Genomic DNA, 21,513 nt, shown 5'->3' on the forward strand with positions numbered 1-21,513 from the left:
TCATGCTGGTGCTGATCATCATGCTGATCATCACGATCCCGATTCAGAATCACGCGGTGAACCTGAACATGCCGACCAACACGCCGAGTAAGCCCACGGAGCCACCGGTGGTGATTAACATCGACGTAGACTTTGATGGGACGGTGTTATGGAATGGCGTGGCGGTGGCGAATCGCAATGAACTCGAAGCAAAGCTGACGGAAGTGGCGACGACGCCGAACCAGCCGGAGGTGCATTTGCGGCCGAATGCGGTGGTGCCGTATAAGTCGGTGGCGGCGGTGATGGCCTCGGCGCAGCGGCTGGGGGTGACGAAGATTGGGATGGTGGGGAATGAGCAGTTCTTGAAGTAATCCTTGTTATCCATGCTGCCGGACAAGGTATGGCCGCACTTTGATCATGAATGTTGGGAGCGATGACTGTGGTGATGGCAGCATGTTGCAGCTACAAGGTATGGCAAGCAAGCCTCATAACCACGCACAGTGGTATGTGGATGGAATGTCTACATGTGGCTGCACGTGAATGCACATAAGCACGCATAAGCACACATAACAAGCAGGCCAGCTGGTACTGCAGGAAATGGGAATACCAGATAGATGGAAGCAGTGTAGAAAAAGTATCTGGAGCAAAGAGGTATGCAAGCTACTGATAAAAACAAGCAATACCACTTAAATACCTATTGACAACCACTGTGAAAAAACTTTACAGTGGAGAGGTGATAGTTTAACAGAATTTTGTTTTGCCAACGGAGCCAGCTCTGTTCGCTGAATACGACGTATGGAATGAGTAAGAAACTGATGGCACAAGGAAATTCAGCGGTATTTGTTGATCCCGGAACGGCGGCGGCAGGTGCGGTCTGCACTTATCTGATCGGCGTTGATGGTGGCGGCACTGGCACCAGAGTGGTGTTGGCAGCGCCTGACGGTAGCTGCTTGGCACGTGGGGCTGCTGGCCCATCTGGTCTGGTACATGGACGTCAACGTGCCTGGGATGCGATCCTGACTGCGACCCGCTATGCATTTGAACAAGCTGGACTGGTGATGCCTGCCTTATCGCAGATCGCGATGGGTTGTGGTTTGGCGGGAATCAATAATGCGCAATGGGCGATGGAATTTACGGCATGTAATCCGGGGCTGGCAGCGCTGGTAGCAGAGACGGATGCCTACACCACATTGATGGGCGCGCATCGTGGTCAGCCGGGAGCAATTATTGCCTTGGGTACTGGCAGCGTTGGCGAAGTTTTGCAGCCGGATGGACAGCGACGTGAAGTCGGTGGCTGGGGTTTTCCGGTCAGCGACGAGGCCAGCGGTGCATGGCTGGGGATGCGGGCCGCCAATCATTTGCAGCGGGCACTGGATGGCCGCACTGCACCGGACACCTTGTCAGCCGCCGTGTTGCAGTATTGCGGAGGCGATAAAGACACCGTGTTCGCCTGGCTGGGGCAGGCCAATCAGACCCGTTATGCCGAACTGGCACCATTGGTGCTGGCGACCGCTGATAGTTCACCAGTGGCTTCAGGTATTTTGCAGGACGCAGGTCTGGAAGTGCAGGCAATGGCCGATGCGCTTGACCCGCAACACCAGTTGCCGTTGGCATTATGTGGTGGTCTGGCGGCGGTGCTGACACCTTATTTACCAGCAGCCTTGCAGGCCAGAGCGCAGGCACCGTTGGGTGATTCTGCCGAAGGCGCGTTGATCCTGATTCAGCGCAAGCTGCAGCAAAGCAGTTTGTCATTGTCATCATCCAAGACATTCAGCAGTAACAACGAATCGCAAAACGAATCGCACCGAAAATCAGTAATTAAAAATAGCAACGAAACATAGTAGCAACGGGCAGCAACGAACAAGTAGCAATAAGCAGTCACCATACCGAAGAGAGACAAACATGCTGGCACAACTGACCGATTTCAAACCGGATAGCGAAAGCTCCACGCCCTTGTATCTGCAATTAGCGAACAAGCTGGCGAATGGTATTCACAGTGGCCTGTGGCAACCGGATGAGGCGCTGCCTTCGGAGCGTATGCTGTCCGAAGTGCTCGATATCTCCAGAGTCACAGCGCGCAAGGCGATTGATATGTTGTGCGAACGTGGGCTGCTGACGCGCAAGCATGGGTCTGGCACCTACATCACGCCGAAGCTGGAGCAGCCTTTATCGCGCCTGACCAACTTCAGTGAAGAATTACGGCAGCGCGGTTTCGTGCCGGGCTCGCGCTGGATTTCACGCGAAACCGGTATCGCTTCACCGGAAGAGATTTTATCGCTGGGACTGTCACCGAATACCGTGGTGTCCCGACTCAAGCGTCTGCGTACTGCAGACAATGTCGTGATGGCGATTGAAAGTACCACGATTCCGGCCATGTACATGCCGAATCCCAAACTGGTGACTGACAGTCTGTACGGTTATCTGGAGTCGCACAATGTGGTGCCGACCCGTGCCTTGCAGCATATCCGCGCAGTCAATGCAACGGCAGAGCAGGCGCGGCTGGCCGATATCAAACAAGGCGCGGCGATGTTGTTCATTACCCGCGTTGGCTATCTGCCCAACGGCAGCGCGATTGAGTTATCGCACTCCTATTGCCGCAGTGATTACTATGATTTTGTGGCGGAGTTGTTCAGATGAGTTTGCAACAGCAATTGCAGGGACAGGTATTGACACCGGATGGCTGGGTGCATGGACAGATTCGTTTTGATCAGAAGATCAAGCGTATTGAAGCAATATCTCCGACCGCAGACAGCACAACGGAAACAAGCGAGTCCGCACATTACATCCTGCCCGGATTTGTCGATCTGCATGTGCATGGCGCAGGTGGCAAGGACACAATGGAAGCCGGTGATGCAGTGCAGGTAATTGCGCGTGAACATGCGCAGCACGGCACCACCAGTTTGCTGGCGACCACGATGACCGCACCGATGGCCGATATTGAGGCAGCTTTGCGTGCGATACAGCCGGTGATTGTCCAGCGTCCGTCAGGTACGGCACGCGTACTGGGTGTGCATCTGGAAGGGCCGTACATCAATCCCGGTAAGCTTGGCGCGCAGCCGGATTTTGCCGGGTTGGGTTCGCTGCAACAGGTGCAGCATCTGCATGCGATCGCACCTATCCGCCTGATTACGGTCGCGCCTGAAATGCCGGGGCATCTGGCATTGGTGCGTGAACTGGTCGCGATCGGTATACAGGTACAAATCGGCCATACGCTGGGCACGTATGAGGACGGCGTAGCGGCGCTGGAAAATGGCGCCAAAGGATTCACACATTTGTATAACGCCATGTCGCGCCTCGATCATCGTGCCCCTGGCATGGTGGGTGCAGCACTGGCACATGCACAGTTTTCAGAAATTATTCCCGATCTGTTACACGTGCATCCGGGCGCGATCAAAGCGGCGCTGCGGGCGATTCCACACCTGTATTGCGTGACTGATTCGACGGCCGCTTCGGGCATGCCGGACGGGCAATACATGCTGGGTCGTCAGGTGGTGCATAAGTGTCTGGGTGGCGTGCGTCTGGAAGACGGTACGCTGGCAGGCAGCACGCTGACGATGGATCAGGCATTGCGTAATCTGGTCAGTATCGGACTCAGTCTGGAAGAGGCTTCGAAACGGGTTTCTACTTACGCTGCAGATTATCTCGGATTATCCGAACGTGGCCGCCTGAGCGCGGGCGCGTTCGCCGACCTCGTTGTGCTGGATCGCCAGCTCAACCTCATTGCTGTGTATGTAGAAGGAGAAAAGATTGACCTCGCAAATGCTTAAAGAAGCCTGCGCTTCATCCGAACGTGTGGCCGAACAACTGACGCAGGAACGTGAGAGCTATGCCGAGCTCGGTGCGCATCTGCGCGCCCATCCGCCATCATCGGTACTGACGGTAGCGCGTGGCAGCTCGGATCATGCGGCTAACTATGCGGCGTATCTGATCATGGCGCGTTTGGGCCGCATCGTGGCATCGCTGCCGATGTCGCTGGTGACCTTGAACAAGGCGCCATTGCTGGTCAAAGATGCGCTGGCGGTAGCGATTTCGCAGTCCGGCCAGAGTCCGGATGTGGTGGAACCGATGTCGTATTTCCGCGCTGGCGGTGCCACCACTGTCGCGCTGGTGAACGATGCAGCTTCCCCGCTGGCGAATGCAGCCGAATGGACCATGCCTTTGCATGCCGGACCGGAGTTGAGTGTGGCGGCCACCAAGAGTTTCATCACCTCGCTGGTGGCGGGTGCGCGTCTGGCAGGACATTGGCAAAACGACGCGGCATTTCTGAGCGCGATTGAACAACTGCCGGAAGCTCTGCATGCGGCGACGCAACTCGACTGGTCGGCGGCACTCGATGTGCTGGTTCCGGCGCAACGCATTATGGTGGTGGGACGTGGCATCAGCTTTCCGGTGGCATTGGAATCGGCACTGAAATTCAAAGAGACTTCCGTGATTCAGGCTGAGGCATTCAGCGGTGCCGAGATCAAGCACGGTCCGATGGCATTGATTCATGATGGATATCCGCTGCTGATTTTCGCCACCCGTGGTCCGGCACAGGAAGGCCTGATCAAATTGGCCGAAGAAATGCGCGGACGCGGTGCCAATGTGTTGCTGGCGGCGCCGGACAATATTCGCGAACGCAATCTGACGTTACCAGTGGCCGGTACGCCGGATCTCGACCCGATCACGGCGATACAGGCGTTTTATGTGATGGCGGCGCAGTTGTCCGTGGCACGTGGATTGAATCCGGATCAGCCGCGTCATTTGAGCAAGGTCACGAAGACCAATTGAGTCAGGGTAAGCTGATCCTTCTGGCTATTTTTTAAAAACTCTGCATTTATATACTCCCTCTCAGTATTTTAAACAGCGCAATTAATATAAGGACGTTATGGCGTTTTCTGTAAAAAATGGGGGGAGTATATGTAAAAGTCCCTGCGGAAGAGCTTTTTTTGCGCTTGCCGCAGAGTGCCAGCAGCATGCGATACTGCGACGATTTCCGCAGTTCGCCGGCAGCTTGTTCCGCGCATTCATTGCTGCGCTATTGTTGATTCTCACCCCGGCAGCACATGCAGCCCCAAAAATCGAATTCTGGATCATGAGCTTAAAGCCCAAATTCATTTCGTATTTTCAGCAATGGGTGGCGCGCGGTGGTTTGCTGGAACCGCACGATGTTAGCGGCAGCACTCGCATGATTGTCGCCGGAACGGTTCTGACAGTCGCGCCGATTCTGGCCGCCTTTTTATTTACCCAGTGCTTTTTTATGCATGGTATGGATGGAGCAGTGAAATGACACAAGAAAGACAAGAGCCACAAGATACGCAAGAGCCACAAGAGCCACAAGAGCCACAAGAGCCACAAGAGCCAATCCCGGTCATGCCGCTTGACGAAGCACGCCGTCTGGCTGGGCAACTGGTGATGATACGGATGCCCATTACCACGCTGGATGCGGAATCGGCTGCGTATCTGAAGCAGCACCATATCCGTGCCATTTGCCTGTTTCGCGGCAACATGACCGATGAGTTACAGTTGAAAAAGCTGACTGCCGATCTGCGGGCAGTCATGGGGCCGGAGGCATTGATTGCGATTGATCAGGAAGGCGGCGCGGTAGTACGCGCAACCTGGGTACCACAACCGCCTGCCGCCATGTCGCTCGGCGCCAGCAATGATCCGGCACTGTGTTATCAGGTCGGCGCTGCAGTTGCACGTGGCGTCAAAGCACTGGGATTTAACTGGAATTTTGCGCCGGTGCTGGATTTGAATAACAACGTCGATAATCCGGTGATCTCGGAACGCTCTTTCGGCTCCGACCCACAACGTGCCAGTGAGCTGGCGCTGGCGTGGATGGATGGCAGTCTGTCGGAGGGTGTGGCCTGCTGCGTCAAGCATTTTCCGGGGCATGGTGATACCAATGTGGATTCCCACCGCGACCTGCCAACCGTGGACAAGAGCCTGGAACAATTGCAGGCGCTGGAGCTGGCACCATTCCAAATCGCAGTCAGCCGCAATGCGCCAGCAATGATGACGGCACATATCGTGTATCCGGCGCTGGACGGTGACAATCCCGCTACCATGTCCAAAGCCATCCTCACAGATTTGCTACGCCAGCAATGGCAATATCAGGGTGTGGTCATTACCGACGGCATGGACATGCATGCGATTGCCGGGCGTTATGGTGTCGGCAATGCAGCGGTCAAAGCGCTGCTGGCGGGGGCCGATCTGGTGATGGCGCTCGGCACGACCGGGACGCAGCTGGAAACACTGGAGGCGCTGGCGGCGGTGATTGCCAGCGGACAGATTTCCCGCGCCGAAATCGAGCAACGCCTGAGCCGCGTGCGCCAGCTGACGACGGCGTACCCTTGCCAGACATCGGCCTATCAGACTGAGCTGGCAGATCGCATCCTGATGTCTTCTGCATGGAAGCGCGGATTGACGACCAGTGGCAATCCATTGCCCCCCGCCAGAGGCAGCAAGATCAGGCTGGTGATCAGCGCTGATGTGGTCAGTGATGGCGTGTCGGAAGCGGGTATTCCTGCTGCAAAAATCAGCGCCATGCTCGCCAGCTTGTACGATGTCGATACCGTGACCTTTGCCAACGCAAATACCTTTGACTGGCATAGCCTGCCGCAGGATGGACGCTTCGTGATTCTGGCATCGACCGTTCGCATCCGTTACAGCCAGCAGGTGCGCGACAGCTGGAAACCCGATCTGCATCTGGTGCTATGGAACCCATTCCAGATGCTCGACATTCAGGCGCCAGCGCTCATGACGTATGGCTTTGCGCCACCGGCAATTGACGCTGCGCGAGCCTGGCTGGCCGGTGAAATTACGGTGGATGGCCAGATTCCGGTCTCCGGCTTTTCAGCGTAACGGCAGCAGCGATGGCAGAAGTGCGCTTGCAACAACTGAGCAATTCGATGGTGGCAGGCGGTGTTGCACGACATCGGTCTGCATATCCGCGAAGGTAAGTTCATGGTGTTCATCGCGTCCTCGGGCGGCGGCAACTTTACGCTGCTGCACGTGACCGCCCGCCGCTTGCATCAGTGACGATATAAGTGTCAATATAAGTGACGATGTTAGTGTGCAACCTCCGATGTATGCGCAATATACACATAGGCGCAGCATAGTATGCGGACGATCTGATTGTTGGATGCAAGCACATCAGATCGACATGGAAACTTCGTCCGGGACTTTTTTCTCCATCAAAAAATCAAACAGATAAGGTACGTTGACTGTCTGTATCAATAGCCTTCCTTCATTGGCTTTGATGACATGCGACACCAGCATGCGGTTGGTTTGCCCAGCCAGCGGAGTAGGTACAATCTGCGATGGTTGAAATAATGGGACGCCATGCAATTCGCTGACCAGCAAACCGATGGTCTGACCACCATAACAGATCACCACAACCTGACTGCTGTTGTCGATCACCGATGGCCTGCCTCTGGTCAGGTGGCCGAGATCAAACACCCAGACATATTTTCTTTCTTCATCCTGATTTTGCATATCCAGTACACCAATGCGTTCAGCTTTGCTGTCCATAGAGACTGATGAAATTTTACTGGCTGCCTGCGCTTCCATGACATATTCTGCCGGTATCGCATACATGGCGCCATCAATAAAAAACGTCGCGTATTCTTCGCCTTCGTTTTCTGCCAGATTGCTGTTGAGCGGTATATGTAATTTTTCTGAGTTCTGGTTGTTTTCACGCACAGCGCCGAACGATTCAAAGACGACGGCGAGTACATCTTCTTTGTAACCGTCAGATGTTTTGAATTCACGATAGCCGCATGAAGCACTGCACCCGAGGATGGCATATTCGCCATCATGAATCACGATACGCGAGGTGCTTTCTCCATTGTTGAGCGCGAGTAAATCAGCATCAATATCGAGCGTGCTGCCAACTGGCCGGCTGCTGTCCGTGGTCGACATAATCACGCCTTGCCGGTTCACATAAAATGCCTGGGATTTTTGTTTGCTATCGAGTCCGCTATGCAGCATGGCGGACAGTTCAATCGCAGAGTCAAACACGATGCCGATGCCACCGACGATCAGTTGTGTGGTATCAGGATCACGGATGGCAGCATGATATACATAGGTAGCGTTGTCGCCATACAGTTGTGTGGGGACAAATGGCGAGACATGATATTGCTGCTCGGTTCTTAATGCCTGCACCTGCGCCAGCGTTTCTGCATCGATATAACTGCCGGTCAGTTGCCTGTCGGCTTCCTGATTGGTACAGGCAATAATGCAGCCATGTTCGTCGTACACAAACAGGCAGGTATAGACGGTGTACAGGCTGTTGATATATTGCAGAATATCTTCAATGCGACTGATCGTTTCCAGATCGCGTTCCGGCGTTGAAAGTGCCATTCTCAGCTCTGGTGTTAATGCCCACCAGCGACAATCATCAGAGCGTTCGTACAGATTGCGGTCAAGCAGATCGATCAGCAGATGTGAGGTAAATTCAGCATCGCGCAGACCAGATGCCAGTACGGTGGAATACAGGTCGCCAATCGATTTAGCAAATAGCTCGTCACTGCGCGAACCGGTTTCGCTGATCTGATCAAGGATGGTTTTCAGCTTCAGTAATTCGCCATGCTGTCCGGCAGTCTTCACTTGCCCGTTCCAGACCACACGCCGTATGGTTTCTGCTGTACTCATGATTTCATACAGCGGTGGACTGAATGATTGCGCATGCGACAGCAATCCCGCAAAAATATCGGCATCCAGATTGTCCAGCGCGCGTGAGTGGCTGCTGCTGAATGCCACTTCTACCGGAATCATCACTTGCCCTTGCCATCCGTGTGGTCCCATATAACCCTGATAACCGACGGCATGAAATGTTCTGACCAGATATTCTCTGCCACGGAACATCAGCAACTCCGGTGAGTCGCTATGATTGACTGGTACTTTTGCGCCGACAGGTATCCAGAGCGGATCCGCACTTTCGATAACACAGTTGTCCGCATCCAGTAACAGCATATTGGAACGCCCGGCCAGATCGCGGTGCGAGGCAAAAATGCCAGCCATTTCCTGTTCGAAGTGAAAGCAAAGACAGAGTACGCCGACGATGCTGCCGGTCTCGGGATGTAACATGCGGCGTGAATAGATCAACGCCTTTTGTTTGCCTGGCCGAAGATCGCTGGCACGGAAGGTTTCTACGTATGAATGTGACGTCAGTGTTTGTGTAATCAGCGGATCGGTACTGCCTTCGATGGGAGTGCTTTCGTCAATTTGTACCAGTACATTGCCGTGAGTATCGAGCAAAATAATTTCATCATATACGGTGTATTTATTCCGATAGGCGCGTAGTCTGGCGCGGATTTTTTCCTGATTATCATGCAAGCCTGCGACAAAACTGCAGAGCTCTTTATCTGTCGCCAGAAAGCCGACATCGGCGGTACGTTCGTATAAATTACGTACCACGATATCAATCACGTAATGCGCTTTGGTGCCGATTTCGCTGAGTACCGTGGTAACTTTTTCTCTGACCAGGCTGACGACCAGTTCCTGTTCCAGACGGTTAAATCCGGAACGGGTGGCGGCCATTGTTGGCAGGATGCTGCGCGCTTCCAACGGACAATTCATTTTGGCGGATGACTCTATCATGCGCCACATCAGGTTCAGTTCATGCAGTGATTGCTCGCAGCGGATGACATCACGCATATAAGGCAAAAAAGTATCGATTTGCAAGTCGGTGCTTTGAGTCATAAGTATTCCTTTGTATCGGAGTGGCTGACGCAGGATGGCTGATCTGATCTTATTGGCTGACGGTGTATCTGAAAAAAAAGCAAAAACGATCCCTGATCACGCAGAGCGACGGGTCGTCATCGCTGTCATGCGCGTTCATCTTTTGATGGCCTATCGATCTGCATTGATGTGCAGTCGATAGGCGAAACACTTGCCGATTGAGCTTGCGTTGGTTTATGGGCGGGGTCGCTCACGTACCGGTTGATATTGCGCAATCAGATCCTTGAGCGATTTTGGTTTGCTCAAGACGTAGCCTTGGATATGGGTGCAGCCGTATTGTCGTAAAAAACTGAGTTGTGCGTCGGTTTCGACGCCTTCCGCAATCACTCTTAATTTGAGATTTTGACCCAAGGAAATGATGGTGCGGATGATGGCGGTATCTTCGTTCAGATGCGGTAATCCATTCACGAAGGAGCGATCTATTTTGATAGAAGAAATAGGTAAATTTTTGAGTCGTGACAGCGAGGAATAACCGACCCCGAAATCATCCAGACTGATGCCAAAGCCGAGCTGGCGGAGCTTGCGCATGACAGGGATCACTTTGTCCGGCTGTTGAATCAGCATGCCTTCTGTCAGTTCCAGACAGATGAGTTTGGAAGAGATGCCATATTCCTTGATTAGGGAGCACAGCTGATCTGGTAATTCATCGCAGGTAAATTCAGATGCTGCAGTATTGATGTGCATTTGCAGATGATGGAATCCGGCCTGATGCAATTGCGCCAGATCAATGCAGGCGCGCTGCATCACCCAGCGCCCGATTTGTATGATCAGCTGGCTTTGTTCTGCAATGGGAATAAAGACATCGGGTCGCACAATCTCCCCGTCAGCCCGGCGCCAGCGTATCAGGGCCTCGACCGCGTGCATATACTGTCCATCGGCATCGAAGATGGGCTGGTATTCCAGGAACAAATGGTTGTTCAATAATGCGTGTTGCAATTCGGTTTCCATGGCCAGACGCTGCGTCAGGTCTGATCGTTGTTCCGCCAGCGTCAGTGAGGTGCTGTTAGAAAAAAAGCTGGAAGCATTGCGCCCGGTTTTTTTAATCCGGTACATGGTGGTATCGGCGCTGCGTAATAATTCCGGGCTGGTAGTGCCATTGTCAGGAAACAGGCTGATACCAATACTCGCAGAGACGGTCATTTCATGCTGTCCGAACATGAATGGTGAACGCGCTGCCTCAAGAACATTTTCCGCCAGCAGCTCCAGTTGAGATTCAAGATCGCCAGATTGTTTTTCTGGTACTTCCGTTGGAATGTACAGAATCGCAAATTCATCTCCTCCCAGACGGCCAACATAGCTGCCGGCAGGTACGATCAACTGCAATTTTTGTGAAAATTCGCGCAGTACGATATTGCCTGCTTCGTGGCCAAAAGCATCATTGACGAGTTTGAATCTGTCCAGGTCAATGAACATGAGTCCGAAGCGAGTCGTGGCACCTGCACGCTGACAGGCATCATCAAGTATCTGATGAAAATGTCGTCGGTTGGCTAATTCCGTTAGTCCATCAATCTGTGCCATCTGGCGGATGATTTCTTGCTGCTCTATACGTTGCACAGTCTGTGCGATCAAAGCACCGATCGTGGCGGATAATTTGGGTAATTGTGCTTCTCGCTGCCGCGACAGGCGACTGTAAAATTCCAGTACACCCTGGCAATGACGTTTACCATCGTCTGTCACATAGACAACTGGAAATACGTATCCGGATTTGAGTCCACTTTTTTTCGCTCCTTTAAAGCGTAGAAAAGTCAGATCGTTGCCCATATCCTCGATCCAGCACGCTTCTTCGCTTTGCCAGACGCGCCCCACCAGCCCAATGCCGGAAGCCATACGAATGTGATTGCTTTCGTTGGTAAACGTCGCCAGAGAGCGTTGTGGTTCGTGCCAGTAATGCTGGCAGACGAGTTGTGGCTCATGATCCTTGACGCTGCGATCCATAGACCAGTAAGCGCCCCAGTCCCAGCCGAGGTTTTCGCATACCAGTTGTATGACCTTGACGACGGCATCCCCCAGCGTATCTGTGCCGACCAGAAAGCGGGTCGATTCAAAGCTCAGGCGTTCTCGCATGACAGCGTATTTGAACAGGGTGACGTTCAGTATCAGTCCGCTGAGAACATCACTTTGTTCTGCAGTTGCTGGCAAGGCAGTCATGCGCAGCCATAGCAATTCATTTAAGTCGTTAATGATTCTGAATTCACACTCAGGCTGCCGGTTTACTTCAGACGGATTCGTCATTGCACTATCGAGTGCGTCCATGTCATCAGGAACCACATGCGCCAGGCAACTTTCAAGATCATGATGCCAGCCAGCTTCAACACACAACATTTGTGCGGCGCCTGCGGATAACACCAGTTGTCCGGATGGTCTGTCATACCACCAGCGTCCAAAACTTGCTGCCCGCTCTACGGCATCAGGGATATGTGCCTGGGCAAGAAAGGGGAGTAGTGAGGCTGATATGTCCATGTCCGCAGATGAAAGGTGATCCCGGTTCCGAACAGAAATGAATGCACGCATGATGAAAGTCACTGTCAGAATCATTAATTGATATTTGTCTTGTAAGCAATTTCCGAACCAACATGAAAATGTCGCGATGCAACAAATGACGCGCGCGATGGGACAATCAGCTGCGCATTATTTCGGTGCAGAATTGGTGCAAAACAGGACGAATGAATAGATTTGCGCTATTGCAGTGCAAAAAATGTATTCAAATAAAAAAATCTGCATGCCCGGATGGGAACATGCAGATAAATGGAGAAAAAACGACTGCCAGACCGAGGTCGGGTAAGCGGCAATCACGGCATACTGCTGGCCTCGGTGCTTGCTACAGCGGATTCTGGTTCATTGTCGCTGGTGGTCGTATCGCCGATTTTGACAAACCGTGTCAGTACCAGTACAGGCAAGGCACAGACAAGTACCCAGATAAAAAAATGCTGATATCCGAGCGCCACCTGAATATCGCCGCTGATCATTTTGAATAGGACAAATCCCAATTGCATTACACCGGTACCAAGTGCGTAGTGAGCTGTCTGATATTTGCCAACGGCGACAACCTGCATAATGAACAGGATCAGTCCGACAAAACCAAAACCATAGCCGAACATCTCAAGACTTAAGGCCGTAGCGATGACAAGCATGTTGTCAGGCAGATTCATGCTGAGAAAAAAGAACACCAGATTCGGCATGTTCATCGCGACGATCAGCCACGGCAAAGCGCGGCGCAGACCCAGCTGTGAGGTGAAATAGCCGCCCAGCACACTACCTGCCAGAAAGGCGACCGTTCCTGCCGTACCATATACAACACCTACCTGATCGGTACTGAGGCCAAGCCCACCCAGTTCGCGCGCATCGCGTAAAAACAAGGGGCCGATGGTTTGTATCTGCCCTTCGCCAGCACGAAACAAAATAATGAAGCTGATTGCCAGCCAGATACCGGGCTTTTGAAAGAAATCCATGATTACATCCAGCAAAGTCTGGAACACGCTGCGCATGGAGGCTTCTGTATTGGTATTTTTAGTGCCCGGTAAGGCCCAGCTGTGATACAGCCCAAGTGCTGTCAGCATGACGCCCAGAATACCGAAGATGATCATCCAGGCGTGACGTGCATCCATCTGTTTTTCCAGATGTCCGGCAAGAATAACCAGACCACCGAGGGAAATAAATTTTGCTGCATTAAAGAACGCACCTTGCCAGCCCGCATAAGCCGCCTGCTGCTTATTGCTGAGGCTGGCGATATACAGACCATCAGCGGCAATATCATGCGTTGCCGAGGCAATCGCAACGACGCCAAGCAAAGCAATGCTGAGAGCGAAATACATAGGCATCTGCAGCGATAATGCGACCAGCCCGAGACTGACACCACCAATCAACTGAAACGCGACGACAATCATTTTTTTACTACTGGCTGCTTCCAGAAACGGGCTCCACAAACACTTGAATACCCACGCCAGTCCGATCAAACCGGTCCAGCGGGCAATCTGCTCATTCGGGACACCCAGACTTTTGTACATCAATCCTGCGATCAGTGCCACGGCATAGAATGGCAAGCCCTCCGCCAGATACAGTGTGGGTACCCAGTGCATAGGGTGGCGTGTGGTGATGTTGGCGGTCTTCATAAGGCATGTCTCTGGTCTGAAATTATTATTGCATCGCTGGCACAACAGCATGTTCTGAGCCGGATGATGTCTCGTTTGGCGCCAATGGTTCTGATGGGTTGCGTTGATTGGACATCTTTGCGGCCATGCTTTGCCAGTTGTCATGCTGCTGGCATTCTGATCATCCTGATGGAATTCAGCGTGCAGACTAGACCTTACTAGCGCCGTATATCAGGGTCAACTGGTTTTAATTTTGCAATGCCACTTAATATCCAGTTGTAAAAATAAATACCTGAAATATTTTGATTAACGCTTGTTTTCGCCTTTATTCATATAGAGATCAAAGAAACGGCGGGTACTGTAGATCGCAATGATAGGAATAGGAGGAATGTATGTTTCTGGTAACTGGTATGGTCTGTCACAATAAACATCTGTCGCGCGAAGATACTGGCGGTATGTCAGTCACCGTGCAGTACAGCATGATCCTTATCGTGCGATGAGGCTGCTGTCAGGTGCATTAAGCCAGCATTAAGCCGACATTGATCCTATATTGCGCTGACATCAAGCTGCTATCTAACCCAGATCAGTCCAAATCGTGTACACCATACCCAAGTCAGCTCTCCATCCACCACATCTGGCGCAGGTTTCCGGTTCGTCATGAAGTTGACATATTCACTATAGATAATCAGCGGGTATTCGCAGTCAAATGCGAAACATAGCGGAATTCTTCATTTAATTAAAAAAGCAAACGATTGCGTCATCAAGCCAATCGTTTGCGCAATTTTTCAGAGAGATCCTATGAAACGTGCAAATTGGTTGCCCGCGCTGATGAGTATCGCGCTGGCAGCATGTGGCAGCAGTTCAAATAATACGACGATACCCGTCAATACTATCCCCGAAGGAAGCTTGTTAAAGCTTGCTTTGCTGGAGACGACGGATTTACATCAGAATATTCTCAGCTACGACTATTATGGGCTGAAAGCCGACACCAGCCTTGGTCTGGAAAGAACTGCCAGCCTGATCAATGCAGCTCGTAGTGAAAATCCGAATAATGTATTACTTGATGATGGCGATGTGATTCAGGGCACGTTGCTGGGCGACTATCAGGCAGTCGCAGCGCCTGTGACCTGCAGCGGCACCATGGCGATACATAAGGTAATGAATGCGCTGAAATTTGATGGCGCTGGCATTGGTAATCATGAATTCAATTATGGTCTGAATTTCCTGAGTCAGATTACGAATACAGATTTTGGTATCAGTGACGTCACCAAGCCAGTCAATTGCGGTGCGCCGACTTTTCCGGTCGTACTGGCGAATGTGGTGGGGGCAAGCAGTCAAAAGCCAATCTTCAATCCTTATTCCATCATTCCTAAGCAATTTAACGCGACCAAGCCAGATGGCAGCGCCATGAGCGTGACCTTGAACGTAGGTATTCTAGGTTTTGTTCCACCACAGATTATGGATTGGGATCAGAAAAATCTGGCGGGTAAAGTGATGGTCAACGGCGTGGTTGAGACCGCCAATAAATATGTACCGGAAATGCGTACCAAAGGTGCTGATCTGGTTGTCGCCTTGTCGCATGGCGGCCTGGATGCTTCACCCTACAGCCCAAAAATGGAAAATGGCAGCCTGCACCTGGCGACCACCGGGATTGATGCTTTGATGCTGGGTCATTCACATCTGATCTTCCCGAAAGCAAAAGAAATTAACGCACCGGCGATTGATGCTTCACTGGCAGCATTACCTGCTTCTCTGGTCGATACAGACAAGGGATTGGTGAATGGCGTGCCAGCAGTCATGGCACAAAGCTGGGGTCGTCGTCTCGGTATTATCCAAATGGTTCTGAAGTATCAGGGCGGCAAATGGGTAGTGCAAAAAGACCTGACAAACGTGGAAGCACGCGGCTTTAAATACAAGGATGGGAATACCATCGTTGATGCCGATGCCTCGATTGCGCCGCTGGTAGATACCGAGCATAAAGCTACACTGGCTTATGCCACGCAACCATTAGGAACGACGACAGATTTTGAAATGTCTGCATATTTCTCGCTGGTCGGTGACGTGACGGCGATACAAATCGTTAATCAGGCTCAGATTGATTACGTGAAGAGCTTTATTGCCAGTTCAACTGATGCCACGATTGCCAGCTACAAGACGATTCCAGTCATTTCATGCAGCGCACCGTTTAAGGCTGGACGAAATGGTCCGACAGATTTCACGGACGTGGCTCCGGGTGCATCACCAAGTGCGCTGATCGGTTTGCAGGTCCGTAATCCGGGTGATCTCTACTTGTACGGCAACAACAATTTACAGGCAGTGAAAATCAAAGGCTCCGATCTGAAAAACTGGCTGGAAACATCTGCAAAACAGTTTGCCCAGATTGATCCTGCAAAGACAACAGAGCAGGATTTAGTTCCATCGTATGGGACGATTTATAACTACGACGTGTTCTATGCAGAAAACAATGCACTCACATACCAGATCGATGTGACGAAACCAGTTGGTAGCCGTATTGCCAATCTGACGTATGCAGGTAAAGCAGTCGCAGACAGCGATGACTTCATCGTCGCCACGAATGATTATCGCGCTGGTGGTGGTGGCAATGTACCGGGGATTGATGGCAGCAAAACCATTATCAAATCACCGGATGCAAGTCAGGCAATCGTGAGTAATTTCCTGAAAAAACAAGGCAAAATTACGCTCGCTAACAATGGCTCTGCACAAAGCTGGAGCTTCGTCAAAGCGACGACGCAAGGTCCTGTGATTCTGCGTTCTGCACCCGGCAAATTGGCGGTTGCCAGCGCGATTGGTCTGAGCCGCGTGAAGTCCGAAGGTGCGCTTGATGCCAGCGGCTTCGCAAAGTATGCGATTGATCTGAGTAAATAAGTCAGTAAATAAATAAGTGAGTAAATAAGTAAGTGTCGCGCTTCATCCGTCCGAATGATGGATGAAGCGCATTGACTCACTATGTGTCTGGTTTGCTTGTCAGATAGTCGTTAGCAGTTGAATTGGACGCCGGTGAGTGATCAGCCTGACGTATCAATCGGCGTACTGATCTCTACGTCGGCGAACGAATATCTGGTTGAATATGCTGGTCACTGAAACTCCCTTTTTCATGAATGAAGGGAGTTTCATTTTTCTTTATTTTTTATGCGAATTCTTATTACTTATGCAGGTTTGATTGTCGCCGTTGTGATGGCAAGCGCCTGTCATGCACCTATCAATCAGCAGCCGACTACGGCTGAAATTGAATCCACGGGTCAACTAGCGATGCATGGACAGCAAAGCAGTGCCTTGCGCAGTCTGACAGTCTGGTCTGAGCAAGGGCAGGTCACTGCACAAAGAGAACTGGGACTGGCGCTGGCGGCACAGTCGGAACAGAATGCGCATGCCGTATCAATGCCGGTGCAACAGGTGCAAGAGGCTCAACGAATACAAGCCGTACATTGGCTGACACAGGCGGCCAAAGGTGGCGATGCAGAAGCTCGCTTTGAATTGGCGGAGGTGTATTACAAGGCCCGGTTAGGCGTGCAAAAAGATGCAGCTTCTGCCTGGCAGTGGTACGAGGCAGCAGCATTGCAAGGACATTCAAAAGCCAGTTTTATGCTCGCCAGAATGAGTAAGTATGGTGAAGGCGTGCCTTTGAGTCTGAACACTTCTGTGCACTGGTTGCAGAAATCGGCTGATCAGGGAAACGCGCAGGCAATGTTTTTGCTGTCGAATGCGTATGCTTCTGGTGAAGGCGTAGCGCAGGATGCGCATCAGGCCAGAGAATGGCTGGAGCGTTCTGCAGACGGCGATTTTCCAGTGGCGATTCAGGCGTTGGCAATGGAGTTGGATGGCAAAGTCAATACAGACCCAGATGCTGCGCGTCGTTCTCGCCATCTGATTAAAGAAGCCTCAGACGAGCGCTTATTGCGTTGGAATAAATATCAGTGAATAAATATCAGTAATGCGTTGTTGAATGCGAAATGAACGCAGGCGTTATCGTGAAGCTGATGATCTGAATCGCCGGCAATGCTGGCACTATTGTTAAGGCATCGTGACGACGTTACAGATGAAATCGTCGATAACGTTATCGAAGAAATTTTGGGCGCAATCATGGGTGGAATGGCGTTGGAAACAGCCGATGCCAGGTATCGGCTTCCAGCAAGCTTCAGTGCATCAGCGCCGCACTTAATGATTCCAACTCATCGTCTGTTTCGTTCAGAATTTCCTGCAGGGTGCTGTCATCCACCTCAAAATCAATATGCGCTGTAAAGTGACGGGTTTTCATATTTTCCAGTTGATGCAGCGGCGAGACGATGGGCGCAATATCATTGGCAAGAATCAGTGTGTCACCCAGCGATTCTGGTGGCATGGCAGTAACGCCATGCCATAGTGCTTCCACACCTTGTACGACGGTATCCGGGATTTCCAGTTTTTTCAAAATGCTTCTGCCGATAATTTTTTCACCATATTCGACCCAGACGTCCGGCGCTTCATCCAGCAGGCCTGGAAATTCTTCCGCCCTTGATATCAGGTAAAAACCACCGACTTCATGCACGATGCCAGCAAACATGGCTGTATCTGGATCCACTTTCGTGATGTGCCTGGCAATGACCTGCGCCAGCGAAGAAACATGGGCAGAGTGTTCCCATAATTGCTTTGCCTTGGCGATTAATGCAGGGTCGCGGAGTTGTTGGTTGAGTTGGCGCACAATCAGTGCTGCAACCAGTGATTTCAGGGTGCGGAAACCCAGACGATTCAGCGCCGTTTTGACATTGTTGATGTCATTGCCGCTCCGGTTGTATGCCGCAGAATTAGCCACAGCCACGATACGGCTGGAGAGCAAAGGATCCGCCATCACCATTTTTGCTGCTGCATCCAGATGACAGTCGGGATCATCCAGCGCACGTTTGAGCTTCAGCGTTTCCTCAACATGGGTAGGAAATACCAGATCACCTTGCATCGCTTGTTCTGCAATGCGTTTAAAAATGGCTAACCTGTCCATGAAAATTCTCCTTCAATCGTTCTTGTGGGTGTGCGTCAGCAGAAGTCTCCATGATAGTAAAAAAATTCCATAAAGCAACATTTATTTCCTTGTGGAAATTTATTGTTGCGCTTGCTTTATGCTATTGCCAGAGGTTATTGAATGAATGTCTTTTAAAAATCATTCAAATTCTGTTATTTTCTTTCATTTCTGCCAAATTGAACTTGTCTGTACACCATGCTCTGACGCCGATGACGTGGTGCAGTATTTTGTAACATACCTAAAAACAGTCGGAACAACACTAGCAAGATGAACAGGCTCAGGATAAACGGAATCAGGCTGATGAACAGCGCCAGAGCGGCACAGATGATGACAATGCGCGGTAATGGCGTGCGCAGCAGAGCCTGTGCCAGTGTGCCGGTCAATTGGCGAAATTCTTGTGTTGCCTGACGCAAGACAGAATAGAGGTATTGAGTAAATGCTTGGTACATGGTTGTGCTCCCGTCAAAGATAAGCCCGATCTCAGTGCATGTCGGGAAGCGTATTATTCCTTGTTGCTTTTTTGATTGCCACGGTAATAATCTGATCGGCTTACCGCCGTGATTGCGCATCAATGGCTAATCACTTACAAAGACCAGGACAGGCGTACGCTCAGACCTTTATTGACATCGTTGCTCGTATCTTTGCTCATGGCTTGATGATCCAGACCGTCACTCAGTTCCAGTGTAGCGTGATGCATATCGGCGATTTGCTTCACGATAGAAAGCCCGAGACCGCTGCCGGGCTTGTCTGCACCTGCCAGTCGCATAAAGCGTTCGAAGACCCGTTCGCGCATAGCCGCTGGAATGCCAACGCCATCATCGCTGATGAGCATATAAACACCACGACTGTCAGTGCCACAGCGAAGGGTGACCTTGCCTTCTTCAGACGTATAGCGAAATGCATTGTCGAGCAGATTGCGCAGTAAGATCAGGAAGCTGTCTTGATGTAATGGGCATTGTGCTTCTGATAATTGAACATCAAAATGCAGATGTTTTTGAGCCGCCTGTGACTGCCAATAAGGGACTTGTTGCGCGATAACGGCAGACAGGTCGGCGATACGCAACGGCGCTTGCTGATTGTTTTGTGGATCAAGTCTGGCTAATGTCATCAATTGCTCGACTAATCGCGTGGCGCGATCGACGCTGGCACCCAAACCTTGTATGGCTTCTGTGCGTTCGCCGTCGTTGCGGGCACGCTGGATAATTTGCAGATTAGTTTTGATCGCTGCCAGCGGTGTGCGCAGCTCATGTGCTGCATCAGCGGTAAAGCGCTGTTCGTTTGCCAGCGTGTGGCTGACACGCTCAAACAGACGATTGATCGCATTCAGCAAAGGGCGCACTTCGATGGGACGTCCTTCCAGAGAAACCAGTCTCAGATCGTTGGGCGTGCGCTGGGAAACTTCTTCCGCCGAAGCATGCAGAGCCTGAAATACGCGGTTCACCGTCCACCAGATGCCGGCGATCAGTAATGGAATGATAAACAGTGCGAATACCAGCAATTTATAGGCAAAGCGTCCGCTGATTTCTTTTCGGTGACTGACCGGCTCACCTACTTGTATCTGTAACTGGTGCTCGGTATCCCAGGTGACATAGGTTCGCCACGGCTGACCGTTAATGACTGTCCAGCCAAAGCCAACGGCACCGCTGGCAGAAAATGGTGTGTCGGAAGCGCCTTTGTTTTTATAGAGGAGTCGCTTCTCATCCCAGATCTGGAATAGCAAATACTGACTATGTGCGTCATTGTTCGATTCCGCCATTGCAGATGGCATATTTGCCATTCTTTCCTGCACCTCATGATCGGCCAGCGTCAGTAGCAAATGTGCAGTTTCTGCCAGTGACTGATCAAATAGTTCCTGACTCTCCTGATCGGCATCCAGATACACCACGATGGCACTGAAGCTCCAGACGGAAAGACTGAGACATAACAGTATGCCGATCAGCGTGCGGCGTATTGACCACGTACGGAAGAAGGAATGCCATTGCAAGTTTATGCTCTTTGTCATGTCAGGATGCTGCCAAGGTTGGCTCGGGGATTATTTTATCGATTCTATAGCCGATGGCATGTACGGTCTTGATCAGGTCTTTGCCTAATTTTTTGCGCAGGTGGTGGATGTGCACCTGAATCGCATTGCTTTCGATTTCGTCCCCCCAGCCGTAAAGGGCCTCTTCGAGTTGTTCCCGGGTCAGGATATTGCCAGCATGTTCTATCAACATCAACAAGATGCCGTATTCCTTGCTGGTCAGCGCGACCGGAACCTGCCGCAGATGCACAACCTTATTGGCGACATCAATCCCGATATCGCCATGCATCAGGAGTTCACTGGCACGTCCTGTGATCCTGCGGCTGGCCGCGCGTATGCGTGCCGCCAGCTCATCAAGATCAAAGGGCTTCAGGATGAAATCGTCTGCGCCCGCATCCAGCCCCAGTATTCTGTCTGCAATCTGATCTCTGGCAGTCACGATTAATATCGCCTGCGCAAAGCCGCTACCACGCAGTTTGCGGAGCAGGCTCATGCCGTCTTCTTTTGGCAGGCCAAGGTCCAGCAGTACGCAACCATACTGGTGGTTACGAATTGCTGTGAGCGCGCTTTCTGCGGACTGCACCCAGTCCACCACATAGTCGGCCTGCTCCAGTCCTATCTGCGTGGCACGCCCTAACTGAGGATCATCTTCGACTAATAAAATCCGCATACAACACTCCTCCCGG

The 21,513-nt window shown here is 51.6% G+C and carries 16 protein-coding genes; 9 read left to right on the forward strand and 7 right to left on the reverse strand.

All coding sequences use genetic code 11. The features are described from left to right. From ACO0LB_RS19365 to nagZ, 7 genes are all read left to right on the forward strand, one after another. On the forward strand, window positions 1–350 hold a 350-nt coding region (locus ACO0LB_RS19365; RefSeq protein ID WP_423052120.1), incomplete at its 5' end, for an ExbD/TolR family protein. A 429-nt stretch (window positions 351–779) separates the two neighbouring features. Next, window positions 780–1,820, forward strand: a complete 1,041-nt coding sequence (locus ACO0LB_RS19370; RefSeq protein ID WP_423052122.1) for a BadF/BadG/BcrA/BcrD ATPase family protein — start codon at window positions 780–782, stop codon at window positions 1,818–1,820. A 61-nt stretch (window positions 1,821–1,881) separates the two neighbouring features. Then, window positions 1,882–2,616 (forward strand): GntR family transcriptional regulator, encoded by a 735-nt coding sequence (locus ACO0LB_RS19375; RefSeq protein ID WP_423052124.1) that lies wholly within the window; start codon window positions 1,882–1,884, stop codon window positions 2,614–2,616. Further along, a complete protein-coding gene (gene nagA, locus ACO0LB_RS19380; protein ID WP_423052126.1) occupies window positions 2,613–3,746 on the forward strand; it encodes an N-acetylglucosamine-6-phosphate deacetylase in 1,134 nt (377 codons plus the stop codon). Before ACO0LB_RS19375 ends, nagA begins: the two co-directional genes overlap by 4 nt. Then, complete coding sequence (locus ACO0LB_RS19385; RefSeq protein WP_423052170.1) at window positions 3,739–4,749, forward strand: SIS domain-containing protein; 1,011 nt, start codon at window positions 3,739–3,741, stop codon at window positions 4,747–4,749. The genes nagA and ACO0LB_RS19385 overlap by 8 nt, the downstream gene beginning before the upstream one ends. A 223-nt stretch (window positions 4,750–4,972) precedes the next feature. After that, window positions 4,973–5,248 carry a hypothetical protein gene (locus ACO0LB_RS19390; protein WP_423052128.1) on the forward strand — a complete coding sequence of 92 codons (276 nt, stop codon included), beginning with the start codon at window positions 4,973–4,975 and terminating at the stop codon, window positions 5,246–5,248. Then, a complete protein-coding gene (nagZ, locus tag ACO0LB_RS19395; protein ID WP_423052130.1) occupies window positions 5,245–6,825 on the forward strand; it encodes a beta-N-acetylhexosaminidase in 1,581 nt (526 codons plus the stop codon). The genes ACO0LB_RS19390 and nagZ overlap by 4 nt, the downstream gene beginning before the upstream one ends. A 291-nt stretch (window positions 6,826–7,116) precedes the next feature. Here nagZ and ACO0LB_RS19400 read toward each other — a convergent pair whose 3' ends face one another. The 3 genes from ACO0LB_RS19400 to ACO0LB_RS19410 all read right to left on the reverse strand — a co-directional run bounded on the left by ACO0LB_RS19400 (window position 7,117) and on the right by ACO0LB_RS19410 (window position 13,814). Further along, window positions 7,117–9,666 (reverse strand): chemotaxis protein CheW, encoded by a 2,550-nt coding sequence (locus ACO0LB_RS19400; protein WP_423052132.1) that lies wholly within the window; start codon window positions 9,664–9,666, stop codon window positions 7,117–7,119. Window positions 9,667–9,879: 213 nt separating this feature from the next. After that, on the reverse strand, window positions 9,880–12,165 hold the full coding sequence (locus tag ACO0LB_RS19405) for an EAL domain-containing protein (protein ID WP_423052134.1): 2,286 nt from the start codon (window positions 12,163–12,165) through the stop codon (window positions 9,880–9,882). Between the two features lie 329 nt (window positions 12,166–12,494). After that, window positions 12,495–13,814 (reverse strand): MFS transporter, encoded by a 1,320-nt coding sequence (locus ACO0LB_RS19410; protein WP_423052136.1) that lies wholly within the window; start codon window positions 13,812–13,814, stop codon window positions 12,495–12,497. 777 nt (window positions 13,815–14,591) lie between these two features. Between ACO0LB_RS19410 and ACO0LB_RS19415 the strand changes: the two genes are divergently transcribed. Then, complete coding sequence (locus ACO0LB_RS19415) at window positions 14,592–16,679, forward strand: bifunctional 2',3'-cyclic-nucleotide 2'-phosphodiesterase/3'-nucleotidase (RefSeq protein ID WP_423052138.1); 2,088 nt, start codon at window positions 14,592–14,594, stop codon at window positions 16,677–16,679. A gap of 264 nt (window positions 16,680–16,943) precedes the next feature. Beyond that, window positions 16,944–17,732 carry a tetratricopeptide repeat protein gene (locus tag ACO0LB_RS19420; protein WP_423052140.1) on the forward strand — a complete coding sequence of 263 codons (789 nt, stop codon included), beginning with the start codon at window positions 16,944–16,946 and terminating at the stop codon, window positions 17,730–17,732. Window positions 17,733–17,949: 217 nt separating this feature from the next. Here ACO0LB_RS19420 and ACO0LB_RS19425 read toward each other — a convergent pair whose 3' ends face one another. The 4 genes from ACO0LB_RS19425 to ACO0LB_RS19440 all read right to left on the reverse strand — a co-directional run bounded on the left by ACO0LB_RS19425 (window position 17,950) and on the right by ACO0LB_RS19440 (window position 21,497). Then, window positions 17,950–18,786 (reverse strand): HDOD domain-containing protein, encoded by an 837-nt coding sequence (locus ACO0LB_RS19425; RefSeq protein ID WP_423052142.1) that lies wholly within the window; start codon window positions 18,784–18,786, stop codon window positions 17,950–17,952. 173 nt (window positions 18,787–18,959) lie between these two features. Then, window positions 18,960–19,256 (reverse strand): hypothetical protein, encoded by a 297-nt coding sequence (locus tag ACO0LB_RS19430; RefSeq protein WP_423052144.1) that lies wholly within the window; start codon window positions 19,254–19,256, stop codon window positions 18,960–18,962. A 134-nt stretch (window positions 19,257–19,390) separates the two neighbouring features. After that, window positions 19,391–20,809 (reverse strand): ATP-binding protein, encoded by a 1,419-nt coding sequence (locus tag ACO0LB_RS19435; RefSeq protein WP_423052146.1) that lies wholly within the window; start codon window positions 20,807–20,809, stop codon window positions 19,391–19,393. Window position 20,810: 1 nt separating this feature from the next. Beyond that, window positions 20,811–21,497 (reverse strand): response regulator, encoded by a 687-nt coding sequence (locus ACO0LB_RS19440; RefSeq protein ID WP_423052148.1) that lies wholly within the window; start codon window positions 21,495–21,497, stop codon window positions 20,811–20,813. Window positions 21,498–21,513: the final 16 nt, after the last annotated feature.

This window comes from Undibacterium sp. SXout7W (genome assembly GCF_049339385.1).
Lineage (GTDB): Bacteria > Pseudomonadota > Gammaproteobacteria > Burkholderiales > Burkholderiaceae_D > Undibacterium.

Bases quoted from the DNA above. Each gene is read 5' to 3' on its own strand.
- nagZ (WP_423052130.1), top strand. From the start codon at position 5,245: ATGACACAAGAAAGACAAGAGCCACAAGATACGCAAGAGCCACAAGAG.
- ACO0LB_RS19435 (WP_423052146.1), bottom strand. From the start codon at position 20,809: ATGACAAAGAGCATAAACTTGCAATGGCATTCCTTCTTCCGTACGTGG.
- ACO0LB_RS19405 (WP_423052134.1), bottom strand. From the start codon at position 12,165: ATGGACATATCAGCCTCACTACTCCCCTTTCTTGCCCAGGCACATATC.
- ACO0LB_RS19415 (WP_423052138.1), top strand. From the start codon at position 14,592: ATGAAACGTGCAAATTGGTTGCCCGCGCTGATGAGTATCGCGCTGGCA.
- ACO0LB_RS19425 (WP_423052142.1), bottom strand. From the start codon at position 18,786: ATGGACAGGTTAGCCATTTTTAAACGCATTGCAGAACAAGCGATGCAA.
- ACO0LB_RS19385 (WP_423052170.1), top strand. From the start codon at position 3,739: ATGCTTAAAGAAGCCTGCGCTTCATCCGAACGTGTGGCCGAACAACTG.
- nagA (WP_423052126.1), top strand. From the start codon at position 2,613: ATGAGTTTGCAACAGCAATTGCAGGGACAGGTATTGACACCGGATGGC.
- ACO0LB_RS19420 (WP_423052140.1), top strand. From the start codon at position 16,944: ATGCGAATTCTTATTACTTATGCAGGTTTGATTGTCGCCGTTGTGATG.
- ACO0LB_RS19400 (WP_423052132.1), bottom strand. From the start codon at position 9,666: ATGACTCAAAGCACCGACTTGCAAATCGATACTTTTTTGCCTTATATG.
- ACO0LB_RS19430 (WP_423052144.1), bottom strand. From the start codon at position 19,256: ATGTACCAAGCATTTACTCAATACCTCTATTCTGTCTTGCGTCAGGCA.
- ACO0LB_RS19410 (WP_423052136.1), bottom strand. From the start codon at position 13,814: ATGAAGACCGCCAACATCACCACACGCCACCCTATGCACTGGGTACCC.
- ACO0LB_RS19375 (WP_423052124.1), top strand. From the start codon at position 1,882: ATGCTGGCACAACTGACCGATTTCAAACCGGATAGCGAAAGCTCCACG.
- ACO0LB_RS19440 (WP_423052148.1), bottom strand. From the start codon at position 21,497: ATGCGGATTTTATTAGTCGAAGATGATCCTCAGTTAGGGCGTGCCACG.
- ACO0LB_RS19370 (WP_423052122.1), top strand. From the start codon at position 780: ATGAGTAAGAAACTGATGGCACAAGGAAATTCAGCGGTATTTGTTGAT.